Source organism: Paracoccus sp. JM45 (genome assembly GCF_003590715.1).
Classification (GTDB): domain Bacteria; phylum Pseudomonadota; class Alphaproteobacteria; order Rhodobacterales; family Rhodobacteraceae; genus Paracoccus.
In genome coordinates this window covers 152,237-167,207 of the sequence record NZ_QQVY01000002.1, presented here as the reverse complement: position 1 = coordinate 167,207, position 14,971 = coordinate 152,237, and the positions used below count along the sequence as shown (strand labels likewise).

Genomic DNA, 14,971 nt, shown 5'->3' with positions numbered 1-14,971 from the left:
CTATATGTCCCGCCTGATCGTCGTATCGAACCGCCTTCCGCTTGGTGACAATCCCTCGGGGGGATTGGTGGTCGCGCTAGAGGATGCGCTGCGCAGTTCCGGCGGTGTATGGATCGGCTTTTCCGGCGAGGTGACAGACACCCCTGCCACCACCCTGCAAGATCATCCGGGCGCGCCGTTCCAGCGGTTGTCGTTCGATCTGTCGCCGCAGGATCACGAAGATTACTATCTGGGCTATTCCAACTCGATCCTGTGGCCGCTGTGTCATGGACGGCCCGATCTGGTGCGGATCTTTCCGGAATATGTCGACGGCTATCGTCGCGTGAACGGGTCGATTGCAGATATGATGATGCCGCATCTGCGCGAAGGGGATCGCATCTGGGTGCAGGATTACCATCTGTTCCCCTTGGCCGCCGAATTGCGAGCGCGGGGGGTGACGGCGGCGATCGGGCATTTCCTGCACATCCCGTTCCCCGGCCCCGCCGATTGCGGTGCCCTGCCCAACCCCGAGGAATTGTTCGACTGGCTGTCCCATTACGATCTGGTCGGCTTTCAGGCCGAACGCGATATCGGGGCCTTTGCAGAAAGCGGGCGGCAGCTGTCTGATATGGATCATTTGTCGGATACCGAATTCCGCCTGTCGGGTCGCAAGCTGCATGCAGGCGCATTCCCCATCGGTATCGACGCCAAGAACTTTATCGCCGAGGCGCAGGACGCCCCCGATGAAGACCGCATGCGCAGCCTGACCGGCGCCAAGATGATGATCGGGGTCGACCGGCTGGATTATTCCAAAGGCATCCCGCACCGTTTCCGCGCCTATCAGCTGTTGCTGGAAAAAATCCCCGATCTGCAGGAGAAGATTTCGTTTCTGCAAATCGCACCGCCGACCCGCGGCGAGGTAGAGGCCTATCAGGACATCCGCGAGGAAACCGAGCATCTGGCAGGTCGCATTAACGGCCAGTTCGCCAGCCTGAACTGGACGCCGATCCGCTTTATCCACCGTGCGATGGCACGTCCTGTTCTGGCGGGGCTTTACCGTCAGGCGGGCATCGGGTTGGTCACGCCGCTGGCGGATGGAATGAACCTTGTCGCCAAAGAATATGTTGCAGCACAAGACCCAGCCGATCCGGGGGTGTTGATCCTGTCGCGCTTTGCCGGTGCTGCCGAAACCATGACCGAGGCGCTGATCATCAACCCCCATGACCCGTATGATATCGCGCAAGCCATGGCCCAAGCGGTGCGGATGTCGCTGGAAGAACGCCGCGAACGCCACGCCGCTTTGCTGAAAGGCGTGGTCGAACAGGATATCGCATGGTGGTCTGCGACCTATCTGAAGGCTTTGGACGCCGCGTGCTGATTGCCTGCGAATCGCCCTGAGCGGGGGGCATTTCATAAGGGAACTGCCGCACCACAGGGCATGGGGCAGATATTCAGCCTGTTTTTCGGGCATTCAATGTGCCGGATGCGACGGTGCAGCACCGCCACGTGACCACCGCCACCATCCGGCGCATATTGAGGATACGAAGCTGAAAATGCTTCAGGCGCTCCTCCTCCGGGTCCGGTTCGGATCCAACTGAAAGCCGCCATTTCTGCCGCACCTCCTCCTCCCTGCGGTCGGAAATGGCGGTTTTTCAGTTCTTGATCAGGCTGGTCACATAGCGCACGGCAGCGGCATAGCCCCGCACCCCCAAGCCCGCGATGACCCCGTCCGCCCGCATCGAGGCATAGGAATGGTGGCGAAAGGCTTCCCGTTTATGGACCTGACTGATGTGCACCTCGATTACGGGGCCGTCGAAGGTGTTCAGTGCATCCAGCACCGCCACCGATGTATGGGTCAGCGCGGCGGGGTTGATGACGATGGCGGCACCGTCCAGGCGCGCTTCGTGGATCCAGTCGATGATCTGGCCTTCCCAGTTCGATTGCAAAAAGCGGATCTTATGGGGACCAGCAGCGTCGCGGCACAGATCCTCGACATCGGACAGGGTCGTGCTGCCATAGATTTCGGGCTGGCGCTGCCCCAGCAGGTTCAGGTTCGGGCCGTTCAGGACATAGATCAGCGACATGGCATTTCCTTGGCAATGACAACCCAGTGGTAGCGCGCCTTGGTCGTTCTGTCAGCCTTGATGGCAGAAAACGGTGATATCGGCTGCCTGATCGGCGGGGTCGACCAGCATCAGGCGCGGGGGATTGGCCGCAATTGTCAGGACCGATTGTGGCGATGCTGGCGGGCTGGACCATGTGATCCCGCCGTCAGGTGCCACCAGCACCAACCGGTCGCCGCGCATCTGCAACCGACCCGCGCCACCGGCACGCCACAGGATATTATCGCCCTGTCGCAGCACAGGGCCGTCATCGGCGTCATTCAGCAAGGCAACATCCGCAACCGACAGGCTTTGGCCCGCAAGCAGCGGTCCCGTGCTGTGATCGGTTGCAGCGCATTCACCCGCAAGGCTGCGCTGCATCAATGCCTGCACCGTGGCGTTATCCCAGCCGTGGTGATCCGCCGCCGCACGCAGCACCGTCAGCTTTGCCAGCGCCGCTACAGGGGTGATATCCCCGCAGCCGATGGCCCCTGTGTCCGCCACCCAAGCCCCTGCGGCATAGTGGAATGCCCACACCTGCCCGTCGGTGACCCGACTGGCAATCACAGTAATGGCCCCGTGATCCTGCGCCCGGTGCAGGGCTGCCTTGGTGACAATAGCCGCCGGGATATTACCCTCGCCGAAGCCTTGGATGATCAATCCGGTTGCACCGCTGGCCAGCGCCGCATCGATCAGATGCGCCATCAGCGGGCCATCCGCTGGCACCGCCGGTAATTGCGCCACCGATTGCGCGTCGATCACCTGCGCCACTGCATCCAGTTGTGCCTGTGCCAAGGCCATTGCATCAGTGTGGTCCAGTGCCTGCTGCGATGATGCAGGCCCCGTCAAAGGCTGCGCCGCGCCATGCCTGATGCCGATCCCCGCATGTGCCAGTGCGGGCAGATGCGGGCTGTCAAAGGCCGCAAACCCCGTGGTCGAGGATTTCAGCGTACGATTCCCCCGCAGCAGTTGGCCGCCGAAAAACACCATAACCTCGGGCAGGCGCAGGTGTGTCATGGCCAAAGCGCCGGTCAGGTTCAACAGCCCGTCGCTGGCCGCATTCAGCACCAGCCCATCGGGCGTTTCGGTCAACAGCGGCAGTTGCGATCCGGTCAGGATTACCGGCTTGGACAGGGTGGCGCGCGCATGGCCCCGCGCATCGGTGACATTCAGCAAAAACGACAGCGCCGCACCGGTATAATCCATCGTATCGGTGCCATGCAGGATCACGAAACCGTCGAAGAGGTCGTATAGCTCCAGAACCCGCCCCGCCATCTTGCACCAATCTAAGGGGCGCAGATCGGTGCTGTCCAATGTGCCGCTGCCGGTATCGCCAAAGCGCAGGCCGGTGTCGAAATGCAGTCCGGTTGCAGGCAGGCTGGCCGCCAGTGAATGTCCCAAAAGATCGCGCAGGGCATCCGCAAAACGGTTTGATGGCATCGGCGCAAGCGGGCTGCCCGTGCAGGCGATGGTGCCGCCGGTATTCAGAACGCAGATCCGCATGATGGCCCCCTTGTGACTGGTCCGCCCATATAGGGCCGACCATCAGGTACGATCCAGCCCTTTGGCGGTCAGAAACCCTTATGGGTTTTCAGAAATTCGGCCTCCTCGGGGATGGTGTTGCGGCCCAGCACGGCATTGCGATGTGGAAAGCGGCCAAAGCGGGCGACAATGTCGTGATGTTCGCGGGCAAAATGCAGCGAATGCTGGTTGCCCAGTTTTTCATATAGCGCGACCGATTGCGTCTGATCGGACAGATCTTCCGAATGCATGAAGGGCAGATAGAAGAACTGGCGGGGCTTGGGGTCCTGTTCCTGATCAAAGCCCCTGTCCAGCGCCATACGGGCATAGCCCAGCACCAGATAATTGCTTTCAAAGCTGCGCGGTGATCCGCGGAACATATTGCGCGGAAACTGGTCCAGCACGATGCAAAGCGCCAAGGCGTGATCGCTGCTGTTCATCCAATCGTCCAATTGGCCGTCATGGGCGGCCTGATAGGTGTCGGCGAACAGATCGACAATCTGCGCGTCGATCTGTTCGGATTTTACAAACCAGTTGGACGTCATTTGGTCGGAAAACCAGAACTCCAGAACCTGATCGGCGGTTTTGATCGTCATTGTAGTCTCCTTCAGGGGGCATGGCGCCATGCCCCGTTCATGTCAGTCCAACGGTTTCAGGCTGGCCTCGATCGCGGCGCGCTTGCTTTCCAGAAACGGCGGCAGCGACAGGCCCTGACCCATGCTGTCACGCGGTTCGTCAACATCAAAGCCCGGACCGTCGGTGGCAAGTTCAAACAGGCTGCCGCCCGGTTCACGGAAATAGAGCGAGCGGAAATAGTAACGCTCAACCTCGCCCGAGTTCGGGACACGGTATCCGGCAACGCGCTTGGTCCATTCTGTCAGCGCAACGGTGTCGGGCACACGAAAGGCGACATGGTGGACACCGCCCGCGCCTTGACGGGCCTTTGGCAGATCGGGCTGGACTGCGACATGCAGTTCGGATGCCGCACCGCCATCGCCCATTTCAAAGACATGCACCTGACCTTGGCCGTCGGGGCTGGTGTAATCGCGCGCCTTTCGCATGTTCATCACCTGCGTCAGCAGGGCTTCGGTGGGGGCAAGGTCGGGAACGGAAATGGTGATCGGTCCAAGGCCGCGGATCTGGTGTCCAGCTGGCACATCGCTGTCGGCCCAAGGCTGGCCCACGGGCTGGGGCGCTGCGATCAGGCGCAGGCGCTGGCCCTCGGCGTCCTCGACATCAAGGACGGGACGACCGTCCAGCGCAGTGATCTTGCCGGTACTGACACCAAGGCCGGACAGACGCGCGGCCCAGTAATCCAGACTGGCTTCATCCACGCGCAGGCCGGTGCGGATGATGGCGTTCGTGCCGCGCCGTTCGCGGGCGGCAGGCCAGTCAAAGAAGGTGATGTCGGTGCCGGGTGTGCCAGCGCCATCCGCAAAGAACAGATGATAGGCCGAGGTGTCGTCCTGATTGACCGTCTTCTTGACGCGGCGCAATCCAAGCGTCTGCGTATAGAAACGGTTGTTCGCGGCTGCATTGGCAGTGATCGCGGTCAGATGGTGAATGCCGGTCAGTTGCATGGGATGCCCCTTTCGATAAGCGTTAAGGGGAATATGCACCCTGCTGTCCGTTCGTGGCACCCGTCGCGCAGGCAACGCTGTGTTCGGTTCTTGCGAACGATGCGTGCCGCGCTATGGTCAAAACATGACATGGACCCTTACCGATATCCGCACCTTTCTGGCCGTTCTGGACGCTGGCAGCATATCGGGTGCCGCCGTGCGGGCCGATCTGTCGAAATCGGTCGTCAGCAAGCGCATCAGCGATTTCGAAACCACGCTTGGCGTGCCCTTGTTCACCCGCCATGCCGGACGCATCACCCCCACCGACAGCGCATGGACATTGGCCGACCGGCTGCGTCCCGCTTTGGCAGAACTGGTCGCTGCCACCGAAAGCATCGCGGGGGCCGATACGGAATTGCGTGGTCGATTGGCCATTGCCGCCCCGATGAGCTTTGGCATCCGTCATTTTGGTCCCATCATCGCCGGTTTCGCCCGCGCCCATCCCGCGCTGGACATCGTGCTGGATTACGATGACCGCAATGCCGATCTTGGGCGGGCGGGCTTCGACGTTGCCCTGCGGATCGGACAGCTGAAAGACAGCAGCCTGATGGCGCGGCGGCTGTGTCATGACCCGCGTGCCTTGGTAGCCAGCCCCGACTATCTGGCGCGTTACGGGCAGATCACGGCCCCCGATGATCTGCATGGCCATGATTGCATCGGCTATCTGAATGTCCGCATGGCCGAGATCTGGCCCTTTGATATCCCGTCCCCCTCCCAAAGCCGTATCACCGCCAACAACGGCGAGGCGATGCGCGATATGGCGATCGGGGGCTTGGGTCTGGCGCTGCTGCCGCTGTTTATTGTCCATGATGCGATCAGGGACGGGCGGCTGGTCAGGCTGTTGCCCGATCTGCCGCAAAAGATGATGCCGGTCAGCCTTGTCTGGCCTCCGATCAAACCGATGCCCCATAAGACACGGCTGTTTGTCGACCATGTTGCACAGGCGTTTGCGGATGTGCCACCGTGGCAACGCGGGATAGGCGACCCGAAGTAACTGTCCGGATCGCCTGATGTCTTACATGGTCAGATCGACCGCGCCCGTCAGCCATGCAAAGCCGTTGGCGGGCAGCGACAGGCTTTGACCCTGCATGTCGGCACGGGCAGGGCCGGTCATGGCTGTATCGCCTGAGACCGACAGGGTCACAGGGGTGGTCGACAGGTTGAACACGCAGGTCAGCGATTGACCCTCATGCGTGCGGGTGAAGGCCAGCACAGGCTCTGGCAGGTCCAGAAACTGTGTCTGGCCCCAGCGCAACGCGGGTTGCGATTTGCGGAAGGCGATGGTGTCGCGATAGGCGGCCAGCACGCTGTCGTCGCCCTGCTGTCCGGCGACGGCATGGGCGGCCTGCGCGCCCTTGACCGGCAGCCATGGCGTCCCATCCGAAAAGCCTGCATTGGGCTGGCTGGCATCCCAGACCATCGGGGTACGGCATCCGTCGCGACCCTTCACCTCGGGCCAGAAGCGCAGGGCGGGGGGATCGGTCAGTTCTTCGTAAACCAGCGTGGTTTCGGTCTGCCCCAGTTCCTCGCCCTGATAGATGCAGATGGTGCCGGGGAATGACATCAGCATTGCGGCGGATTGGCGGCTCAGTATGTCGGGGTCATCGGCATTGGCAGCCCAACGGCTGACGTGGCGCATGACGTCATGGTTCGAAAAGCTCCAGCAGCTGTGACCATCGGGGGCGCCGGTCTGCACGCCTTCGATGCACTTGCGGAAATGGGCTGCCGTAAATTCGGGGCTGAGCATCTCAAAGCTATAGCACATATGCAGCCGGTCGGTGCCGGCGGTGTATTTTGCCATGATATCAATGGCCGTCTGGCCGCCATCGCCCACCTCGCCGACCATCATGCGGTCGGGAAATTCATCGGTCAGCGCGCGCATCTTTTTCAGGAATGCGATGTTCTGAGGCCGGTTCTTGGAATGGATGTGCAGCTGGCGCGGATAGGTTTCCGGCCCGTCGTAATCAGGGTTGGGCGGGTTGTTGCGCAGCTTGTCATCGTGGAAATAGTAATTGACCGTATCCAGCCGGAAGCCGTCCACCCCGCGTTCCAGCCAGAACCGCATCGTGTCCAGCAATGCGTCCTGAACGGCGGGGTTCCACATGTTCAGGTCGGGCTGCTCGATCAGGAAGTTGTGCAGATAGTATTGCTTGCGCTTGGCGTCCCATTCCCATGCCGGACCACCAAAGACCGAAGGCCAGTTGTTGGGTGGTGTGCCATCGGCACGTGGATCGGCCCAGACATACCAGTCGGCCTTGCCATTGTCGCGGCTGCTGCGGCTTTCGGCAAACCATGCGTGTTTGTCGCTGGAATGGCTGATGACCTGATCGATAATGACCTTGATGCCCAATTCATGGGCACGGGCGACCATCGCATCGAAATCGTCCAGCGTGCCGAAAAGCGGGTCGATGCCGGTATAATCGGAAACGTCGTAGCCCATATCCTTTTGCGGCGATGTGAAGATCGGCGACAGCCAGATCGCATCCGCCCCAAGATCCGCAATGTGATCCAGTCTGCGGGTAATGCCCGGCAGATCACCGATACCGTCGCCTGTGCTGTCCTGAAAACTGCGGGGATAGATCTGATAGATCACCGCGTCGCGCCACCATTCCGTCATCATTCACCTTTCGGGTCCAGAAACCTGTGTTCAGACAACACCACTATAGCGGGATCGAAAAGGACCAGTTAGCGTTAACCTACGCATTGCCCGAATCTGTGATCGGGATAGAGTGGACAGATGAAAAAATTGACAAAGCCGCATTTGCCAAGCGTTGACGACCAGATTGCCCTTGAAAGCGGGCGCTGCGATCGCCCTTTCGATGTTCTGGGACCCAAGCAGGACGGCAAGGACCGTTGGCTGACGGTGTATCATCCCGATCTGGCAGCGCTGAAGGTCAAGACGGGCAGCATATCGACCGACCTGCCGCGCGTCGCAGGCGACCTGTTCTGCGGCCCGATTCCCGAGGGTGATTATCTGTTGCAGGCCGAAAGCGGCGGCGGAGTGACATGGGAATTCGACGATCCCTACCGGTTTGATCCTGTTCTGGGCGATGTCGATCTGCATCTGCTGGGCGAAGGGACCCACCGGCGGCTGTGGCAGGCGCTTGGCGCGCATGTGATGACGCATCAAGGCGTCAAGGGCACGCATTTTGCGGTCTGGGCACCCAATGCACAGCGTGTTTCAGTGGTCGGACAGTTCAACGGCTGGGATGGCCGTCACCACCCGATGCGCCGTCTGGGTGGCAGTGGCATCTGGGAAATCTTCCTGCCCGACCGGCGCGAAGGCACCCTGTATAAATACGAGATTCTGGACGCGCAGGGTCGCGTCATGCAAAAGGCCGATCCCATCGGTTTCGGCAGCCAGCACCCCCCCGAAAAAGCCAGTGTCGTGCGCGATATTACGGGCTTTGGCTGGAAGGACGGCGAATGGATGTCGTCACGTTCCACGGCGCAGGACCGCACGGCCCCGATCTCGATCTATGAGGTGCATCCGGGCAGTTGGCGGCGCAAATGGGATGATGGCGGGCGGCCTTTGTCATACCGCGAAATGGCCCGCGATCTGGTTGCCTATGCCAAGGATATGGGGTTCACCCATCTGGAGCTGATGCCCGTCAGCGAATTCCCCTTTGACGGATCATGGGGATACCAGCCGGTCGGCCTTTATGCCCCGACGATCCGCTTTGGTCCGCCGCATGAATTCCGCGATCTGGTCGATGCCGCGCATCAGGCGGGCTTAGGTGTATTGCTGGATTGGGTGCCGGGGCATTTCCCGACCGATGCCCACGGGTTGGCGCGGTTTGACGGCACATCGCTTTATGAACACGAAGACCCGCGCGAAGGTTTCCATCAGGACTGGAACACCCTGATCTATAACTATGGCCGGACCGAGGTTCAGAACTTCCTGATCGCCAATGCTGTCTACTGGTGTCAGGAATACCACATCGACGGGCTGCGCGTGGATGCGGTCGCATCCATGCTGTACCGCGATTATTCGCGCAAGGATGGCGAATGGGTTCCGAATAAGGACGGCGGTCGCGAAAACTATGAAGCGATCGACTTCCTGCAAAAGATGAACATCGCTGCCTATGGCGAAACCCCCGGCATCATGACCGTGGCCGAGGAAAGCACATCCTATCCGCAAGTGTCGGCCCCTGTGGATGCGGGGGGCTTGGGGTTCGGGTTCAAATGGAACATGGGCTGGATGAACGACACCCTGCGGTACATGAGCCGCGATCCCGTCCATCGCCAATACCATCACGACCTGATGAGCTTTGGTCTGATGTATGCCTTTACCGAAAATTTCATCCTGCCGATCAGCCATGACGAGGTTGTTCATGGCAAGGGCAGCATGCTGCACAAGATGCCCGGCGACGAATGGCAGCAATTTGCCAATCTGCGCGCCTATTACGGGTTCATGTGGGGCCATCCGGGCAAGAAGCTGTTGTTCATGGGCTGCGAATTTGCCCAGCCCGAGGAATGGAACCACAATGGCGAACTGAACTGGCATGCCGCCGGTTTGCCCCTGAACCAGGGGGTGCAATCGCTGGTCCACGACCTGAACCATCTGTATCGCGCGACACCTGCACTTTATGTCAAAGACTGCGACGCTGACGGGTTCGAATGGATTGCCACCGATCCGGCGCAATCGACCTATGCATGGATCCGCAAGGGCAACGCGGGTGATCCACCCGTCGTTGTGGTCTGCAATTTCACCCCCATTCCGCGCCCCGATTTCCGCATCGGCGTCCCGCAGGCGGGCCCGTGGCGCGAGGCGTTGAACACCGACGCCGCGATCTATGGCGGCAGTGGTATGGGAAATATGGGAGGGGTGATTGCGGACGGGCAGGCGCAGGACGGTCAACCGGCTTCCATGTCGGTGACCTTGCCGCCGCTGTCCGTGGTTATTTTTGTGGCTGAAGACTGATTTTGATTGTTGGGGGGAGAGTTTAATTATGGCTGAAACCAAGCGACTGACACGCCGTGCAATGGCCTTTGTGCTGGCAGGGGGCCGCGGCAGCCGCCTTCAGGAACTGACCGACCGCCGCGTCAAACCTGCTGTCTATTTCGGGGGAAAAACCCGCATTGTCGATTTTGCCCTGTCGAATGCGATGAACAGCGGCATCCGCAAGATCGCCGTTGCAACCCAGTACAAGGCCCACAGCCTGATCCGCCATTGTCAGCGCGGCTGGAATTTCTTTCGCGCCGAACGCAACGAATTTCTGGACATCCTGCCCGCCAGCCAGCGGACTGCGGAACAGAACTGGTATCAGGGCACTGCCGATGCCGTGACGCAAAACATCGATATCGTGGATGATTACGATGTCGATTACATCATCATCCTTGCCGGCGACCACATCTATAAAATGGATTACGAGGTGATGCTGCGCGAACATGTCGAAAGCGGCGCCGATGTCACCGTCGGCTGCTTGACCGTCCCGCGCGAGGAAGCAACGGCATTCGGTGTCATGGATGTGGACGACAAGGGGCGCATCATCTCGTTCCTTGAAAAGCCCAAGGACCCGCCCGCCATGCCGGGCCATCCCGACAAGGCGCTGGCATCCATGGGAATCTATGTCTTCAACTGGGCCTTCCTGCGCGATCTGCTGCTGACGGACGCTGAGGACCCGAACTCCAGCCATGATTTCGGCACCGATCTGATCCCCGATATCGTCAAGAACGGTAAGGCCATGGCCCACCGCTTTGACGATTCCTGCGTGCGGACCGAAGGCGCCCCCGCCTATTGGAAGGATGTCGGCACCGTCGATGCCTTTTGGCAGGCCAATATCGACCTGACGAATTTCACCCCCGAACTGAACCTCTGGGACAGCGACTGGCCGATCTGGACCTATTCAGAAAGCAAGCCGCCCGCCAAATTCATCCATGACGAAAAGGACCGGCGCGGGGTGGCGATATCGTCGATGGTGTCGGGGGGCTGCATCGTGTCGGGAACCGAAATCCGCAATTCGCTGCTGTTCACCGAAGTGCATACCAATTCCTATGCCGTATTGGATCATGCGGTGGTGCTGCCTTATGTCACCGTCGAACGGCACGCGCGGTTGCGCAATGTGGTGATCGACCGTGGCGTGATTATCCCCGAAGGGCTGGTCGTGGGCGAGGATCCCAAAGATGACGCGAAATGGTTCCGCGTCAGCGATAAGGGCGTGACGCTGATCACGCAGGATATGCTGGACCGGCGGGCTGCGGGGTTGTGATGAAGGTTCTGTCAGTCGCTTCGGAATGTGCCCCCTTGGTGAAAACCGGCGGTCTGGCCGATGTGGTGGGGGCGTTGCCCGCCGCATTGGCCGAACAGGGGGTGCAGATGCGCACCCTGTTGCCCGGCTATCCGGCGGTGACAGTCGCGCTGGAAGGGGGCGAAAGCGTCGCGCAATTCGATGACCTGTTCGGCGGACCCGCGCAGGTGCTGGCCGGAACAGCGGCAGGTCTGGACCTGTTGGTCATCGACGCGCCGCATCTTTATGCGCGACCGGGCAACCCTTATCTGGGGCCGGATGGACGCGACTGGCAAGACAACCCTGAACGCTTTGCAGCCCTGTCATGGGTCGGGGCGCATATCGCCGCCCATGGCGCTGCGGGTTGGCATCCGCAGGTGTTGCACGGGCATGACTGGCAGGCGGGCTTTGCCACCGAATACCTGCGCCAGATGGATGCGGGCCATATCCGCAGCATGCTGACCATCCATAACATCGCCTTCACCGGCCCCGCCGATCCGGGCCGCCTGCATTCGTTGCGCCTTGATCCGGGCCGCTTTCACAGCGAAGGCTTTGAATTCTGGGGCGGCATTTCTGCATTGAAAGCCGGCCTGATGGAGGCGGACGCCCTGACCACCGTATCCCCCACCTATGCCGAGGAACTGATGACCCCCGAATTCGGCATGGGTCTGGAAGGGGTGATGCGCCACCGTCAGGCATCATTGCACGGCATCCTGAACGGGATCGACGACGCTGCGTGGAACCCTGCCACCGATCCCACGATCACACCCTATTCCAAACCGGCGGGCAAAGCCGCGGCCAAGGCGGCGTTGCAGGCGGAAATGGGATTGCCGCAATCGGGTGGCCCGCTGTGCGTGATCGTGTCACGGATGACCGGACAAAAGGGCCTGGATCTTGTGTTGGAGGCGTTGCCGACCCTTCTGGAACAGGGCGGGCAACTGGCATTGCTGGGGTCAGGTGAAGCCGAACTGGAACGCGCATTTCAGGCCGCTGCTGACCAAAACCCGAATGTGGCGGTGCGGATCGGCTATGACGAGGGATTCTCGCACCGGCTGATTGCGGGCGGGGATGCCATTCTTGTGCCCTCGCGGTTTGAACCCTGCGGGCTGACCCAGCTTTACGCCCTGCGCTATGGGACAGTGCCGGTGGTGGCGCTGACGGGGGGGCTGGCTGATACGGTCATTAACGCCTCACCCGCCGCATTGGCGCGTAAGGTTGCCACGGGAATCCAGTTTTCGCCGGTGACGGCGGGGGCGTTGCGGAACGCTTTGGTGCGGCTTGGCGCCCTTTACAAGGACAGGAAAACATGGTCCCGCCTGCAAACGAACGCGATGGCGCAGCCGGTGGGCTGGGCGCTGTCGGCAAAGGCTTACGCCGAACTTTACGCCGGACTGACCAAAGACAGATGAACGACCACTATGCGATGACAGCCGGGCACCCGACGCCGTTGGGGGCAACCTTTGATGGGGCCGGTGTCAATTTCGCCATATTTTCCAAACACGCAGAGCGCGTGGTTCTGTGCCTGTTCGACGAAAAGAACCGCGAGACGCGGGTCGATCTGCCCGAACGCGACGGCCATGTCTGGCACGGCCATATCACCGGCCTGCGCCCCAGCCAGCGATACGGATACCGCGTGCACGGGCCTTACAAACCGCATGAGGGGCATCGCTTCAACCCCAACAAGCTGCTGATCGACCCCTATGCCAAGCGGCTGTCGGGACGACTTGCGCCCCATGATGCGGTCTTCGGCTATCGCGCGGGTCATGCCGATGCCGATCTATCTTTTGATCGCCGCGACAGCGCCGCCCATGTTCCGCGCAGCGTGGTGGTGGACCCGTCTTTCACATGGGGCGAAGACCGGCCCCTGCGCCGCCCCATGACCGACACGGTGATCTACGAGGCGCACGTCAAGGGTCTGACCGCCGGTCGTTTGGGTATTCCGGGGCGCGGCGGCTATCTGGCGATGGCATCCGATCCGATGCTGGACCATCTGAACAAGCTAGGCATCACCGCGATCGAGTTGTTGCCGGTGCAGGCCTTTGCCGATGACCGCTTCCTGGTCGATAAGGGTCTGACGAATTACTGGGGCTATATGTCCTATGGGTTCTTTGCGCCCGAACCGCGCTACATGCGCGATGGTGATATTGCCGAATTCCAACAGATGGTTGCCCGTTTCCACAAGGCCGGAATCGAGGTGATACTGGACGTTGTCTATAACCACACAGCCGAGGGTAACCAGTTGGGCCCCACGCTGTCATTTCGCGGTTTGGACAACGCCTCTTATTACCGTCTGGCCGAAGACAGGCGCTTTTACGTCAATGACGCGGGCACCGGAAATGTGCTGGATCTGGACGACCCCTTTGCCCTGCGGCTGGTGATGGACAGTCTGCGTTACTGGGTCGAGGTGATGCATGTCGACGGTTTCCGCTTTGATCTGTGCAGCGTCTTGGGTCGCACAGGCGGCATGTTCGACCGCGACGGACCGTTCTTTCGTGCCGTGCGGCAAGACCCCGTGCTGAACCGCGTCAAACTGATCGCCGAGCCTTGGGATATCGGTGATGGCGGCTATCAGCTGGGGGCTTATCCTGCGCCCTTCGGGGAATGGAACGACCGTTATCGCGACCAGCTGCGCGGGTTCTGGCGCGGCGATGCCGGTCTGATCGGCAAACTGGCCAAGCGCATTGCCGGATCGGCGGCGCGGTTCGACCATGACGGACGGCCCGCGACCAGTTCGGTCAACTTCATCTCGGCCCACGACGGTTTCACGCTGATGGATACGGTCAGCTATGCCGAAAAGCATAATGAGGCGAATGGCGAGGAGAACCGCGACGGTCACAACCACAACCTGTCCGACAATATGGGCGTCGAGGGGCCAAGCGACGATCCGGCCATCCTCGCCCGCCGCGACCGCAGGCGGCGCAACCTGATCGCATCCCTGATGCTGTCGCAGGGCACGCCGATGCTGTTGGCGGGGGATGAACTGGGCAATTCGCAGGGTGGTAACAACAATGCCTATTGTCAGGACAATCCCATCGGCTGGGTTGATTGGGACGGGGCAGATCCTGTGTTTCTGGCGTTCTGCCAGCGGGTGATTGCCTTCCGTAAGGCCCATCCTATCCTGCGGCAGAAACGCTTCCTGCACAGCAAACCCCGCGAACAGGACGGCCTTGTCGATCTGTTCTGGCAAAGGGCCGACGGCCAGCCAATGACACGGGATGACTGGAACGACCCCGAATTGCGCCTGCTGGCCGCGGAAATGCGCATGGCCTCGGGGACGCCCGGTTATGCGGCCTTGCCGGGGGCGGTCTTTGTGATCTTCAATAATGGTGATGACGCGCAGATGACCCTGCCACCAACCCCTCAAGGCAGCGTCTGGCGGCGCAGGCTGGACACGGGTCGCGACGATGCCACCGATTTGGCCGCAGACGCCGTCGAAACGATCAGTGCCGAAACCGTGGTGGTCTTCGTTCTCTGCGACATTGACGATAACCATCAGTAGTTCTTGCGAAAGATCACGGCT

At 60.9% G+C, this 14,971-nt stretch carries 11 protein-coding genes; 6 read left to right on the top strand and 5 right to left on the bottom strand.

From position 1 onward, the window contains the following. The first annotated feature begins 4 nt into the window (after nucleotides 1–4). Nucleotides 5–1,357 carry a trehalose-6-phosphate synthase gene (locus tag DWB67_RS04535; RefSeq protein ID WP_119806331.1) on the top strand — a complete coding sequence of 451 codons (1,353 nt, stop codon included), beginning with the start codon at nucleotides 5–7 and terminating at the stop codon, nucleotides 1,355–1,357. Nucleotides 1,358–1,631: 274 nt separating this feature from the next. Here the strand turns inward: DWB67_RS04535 and aroQ are convergent, their stop codons facing one another. From aroQ to DWB67_RS04515, 4 genes are all read right to left on the bottom strand, one after another. Further along, nucleotides 1,632–2,063 carry a type II 3-dehydroquinate dehydratase gene (gene aroQ, locus DWB67_RS04530; RefSeq protein WP_119806330.1) on the bottom strand — a complete coding sequence of 144 codons (432 nt, stop codon included), beginning with the start codon at nucleotides 2,061–2,063 and terminating at the stop codon, nucleotides 1,632–1,634. 51 nt (nucleotides 2,064–2,114) lie between these two features. Further along, nucleotides 2,115–3,584 (bottom strand): asparaginase domain-containing protein, encoded by a 1,470-nt coding sequence (locus DWB67_RS04525; protein ID WP_119806329.1) that lies wholly within the window; start codon nucleotides 3,582–3,584, stop codon nucleotides 2,115–2,117. Nucleotides 3,585–3,652: 68 nt separating this feature from the next. Further along, nucleotides 3,653–4,198, bottom strand: coding sequence for a DUF924 family protein (locus DWB67_RS04520; RefSeq protein WP_119806328.1), 546 nt, complete (start codon nucleotides 4,196–4,198; stop codon nucleotides 3,653–3,655). Nucleotides 4,199–4,240: 42 nt separating this feature from the next. Beyond that, a complete protein-coding gene (locus tag DWB67_RS04515; RefSeq protein ID WP_119806327.1) occupies nucleotides 4,241–5,182 on the bottom strand; it encodes a ring-cleaving dioxygenase in 942 nt (313 codons plus the stop codon). A 124-nt stretch (nucleotides 5,183–5,306) separates the two neighbouring features. Here DWB67_RS04515 and DWB67_RS04510 point away from each other — a divergent pair, with 124 nt between their 5' ends. After that, nucleotides 5,307–6,215, top strand: a complete 909-nt coding sequence (locus tag DWB67_RS04510; protein WP_119806531.1) for a LysR family transcriptional regulator — start codon at nucleotides 5,307–5,309, stop codon at nucleotides 6,213–6,215. A gap of 21 nt (nucleotides 6,216–6,236) precedes the next feature. Here DWB67_RS04510 and DWB67_RS04505 read toward each other — a convergent pair whose 3' ends face one another. After that, entirely contained in the window at nucleotides 6,237–7,838 is a 1,602-nt protein-coding gene (locus DWB67_RS04505) for an alpha-glucosidase family protein (RefSeq protein WP_119806326.1), read from the bottom strand. Between the two features lie 120 nt (nucleotides 7,839–7,958). Between DWB67_RS04505 and glgB the strand changes: the two genes are divergently transcribed. Genes glgB through glgX form a run of 4 tightly spaced genes read left to right on the top strand, consistent with a single transcriptional unit; the run spans nucleotide 7,959 to nucleotide 14,950 of the window. Next, nucleotides 7,959–10,145, top strand: coding sequence for a 1,4-alpha-glucan branching protein GlgB (glgB, locus tag DWB67_RS04500; protein WP_119806325.1), 2,187 nt, complete (start codon nucleotides 7,959–7,961; stop codon nucleotides 10,143–10,145). Between the two features lie 28 nt (nucleotides 10,146–10,173). Further along, nucleotides 10,174–11,433 carry a glucose-1-phosphate adenylyltransferase gene (gene glgC / locus DWB67_RS04495; RefSeq protein ID WP_119806324.1) on the top strand — a complete coding sequence of 420 codons (1,260 nt, stop codon included), beginning with the start codon at nucleotides 10,174–10,176 and terminating at the stop codon, nucleotides 11,431–11,433. Beyond that, nucleotides 11,433–12,860, top strand: coding sequence for a glycogen synthase GlgA (gene glgA, locus DWB67_RS04490; protein WP_119806323.1), 1,428 nt, complete (start codon nucleotides 11,433–11,435; stop codon nucleotides 12,858–12,860). Before glgC ends, glgA begins: the two co-directional genes overlap by 1 nt. After that, nucleotides 12,857–14,950, top strand: a complete 2,094-nt coding sequence (gene glgX, locus DWB67_RS04485; protein ID WP_119806322.1) for a glycogen debranching protein GlgX — start codon at nucleotides 12,857–12,859, stop codon at nucleotides 14,948–14,950. Before glgA ends, glgX begins: the two co-directional genes overlap by 4 nt. Nucleotides 14,951–14,971: the final 21 nt, after the last annotated feature.

What these genes read in the sequence shown, in the direction of transcription:
- DWB67_RS04535 (WP_119806331.1), top strand. Translation starts at nt 5, where the DNA reads ATGTCCCGCCTGATCGTCGTATCGAACCGCCTTCCGCTTGGTGACAAT.
- aroQ (WP_119806330.1), bottom strand. Translation starts at nt 2,063, where the DNA reads ATGTCGCTGATCTATGTCCTGAACGGCCCGAACCTGAACCTGCTGGGG.
- DWB67_RS04525 (WP_119806329.1), bottom strand. Translation starts at nt 3,584, where the DNA reads ATGCGGATCTGCGTTCTGAATACCGGCGGCACCATCGCCTGCACGGGC.
- DWB67_RS04520 (WP_119806328.1), bottom strand. Translation starts at nt 4,198, where the DNA reads ATGACGATCAAAACCGCCGATCAGGTTCTGGAGTTCTGGTTTTCCGAC.
- DWB67_RS04515 (WP_119806327.1), bottom strand. Translation starts at nt 5,182, where the DNA reads ATGCAACTGACCGGCATTCACCATCTGACCGCGATCACTGCCAATGCA.
- DWB67_RS04510 (WP_119806531.1), top strand. Translation starts at nt 5,307, where the DNA reads ATGACATGGACCCTTACCGATATCCGCACCTTTCTGGCCGTTCTGGAC.
- DWB67_RS04505 (WP_119806326.1), bottom strand. Translation starts at nt 7,838, where the DNA reads ATGACGGAATGGTGGCGCGACGCGGTGATCTATCAGATCTATCCCCGC.
- glgB (WP_119806325.1), top strand. Translation starts at nt 7,959, where the DNA reads ATGAAAAAATTGACAAAGCCGCATTTGCCAAGCGTTGACGACCAGATT.
- glgC (WP_119806324.1), top strand. Translation starts at nt 10,174, where the DNA reads ATGGCTGAAACCAAGCGACTGACACGCCGTGCAATGGCCTTTGTGCTG.
- glgA (WP_119806323.1), top strand. Translation starts at nt 11,433, where the DNA reads ATGAAGGTTCTGTCAGTCGCTTCGGAATGTGCCCCCTTGGTGAAAACC.
- glgX (WP_119806322.1), top strand. Translation starts at nt 12,857, where the DNA reads ATGAACGACCACTATGCGATGACAGCCGGGCACCCGACGCCGTTGGGG.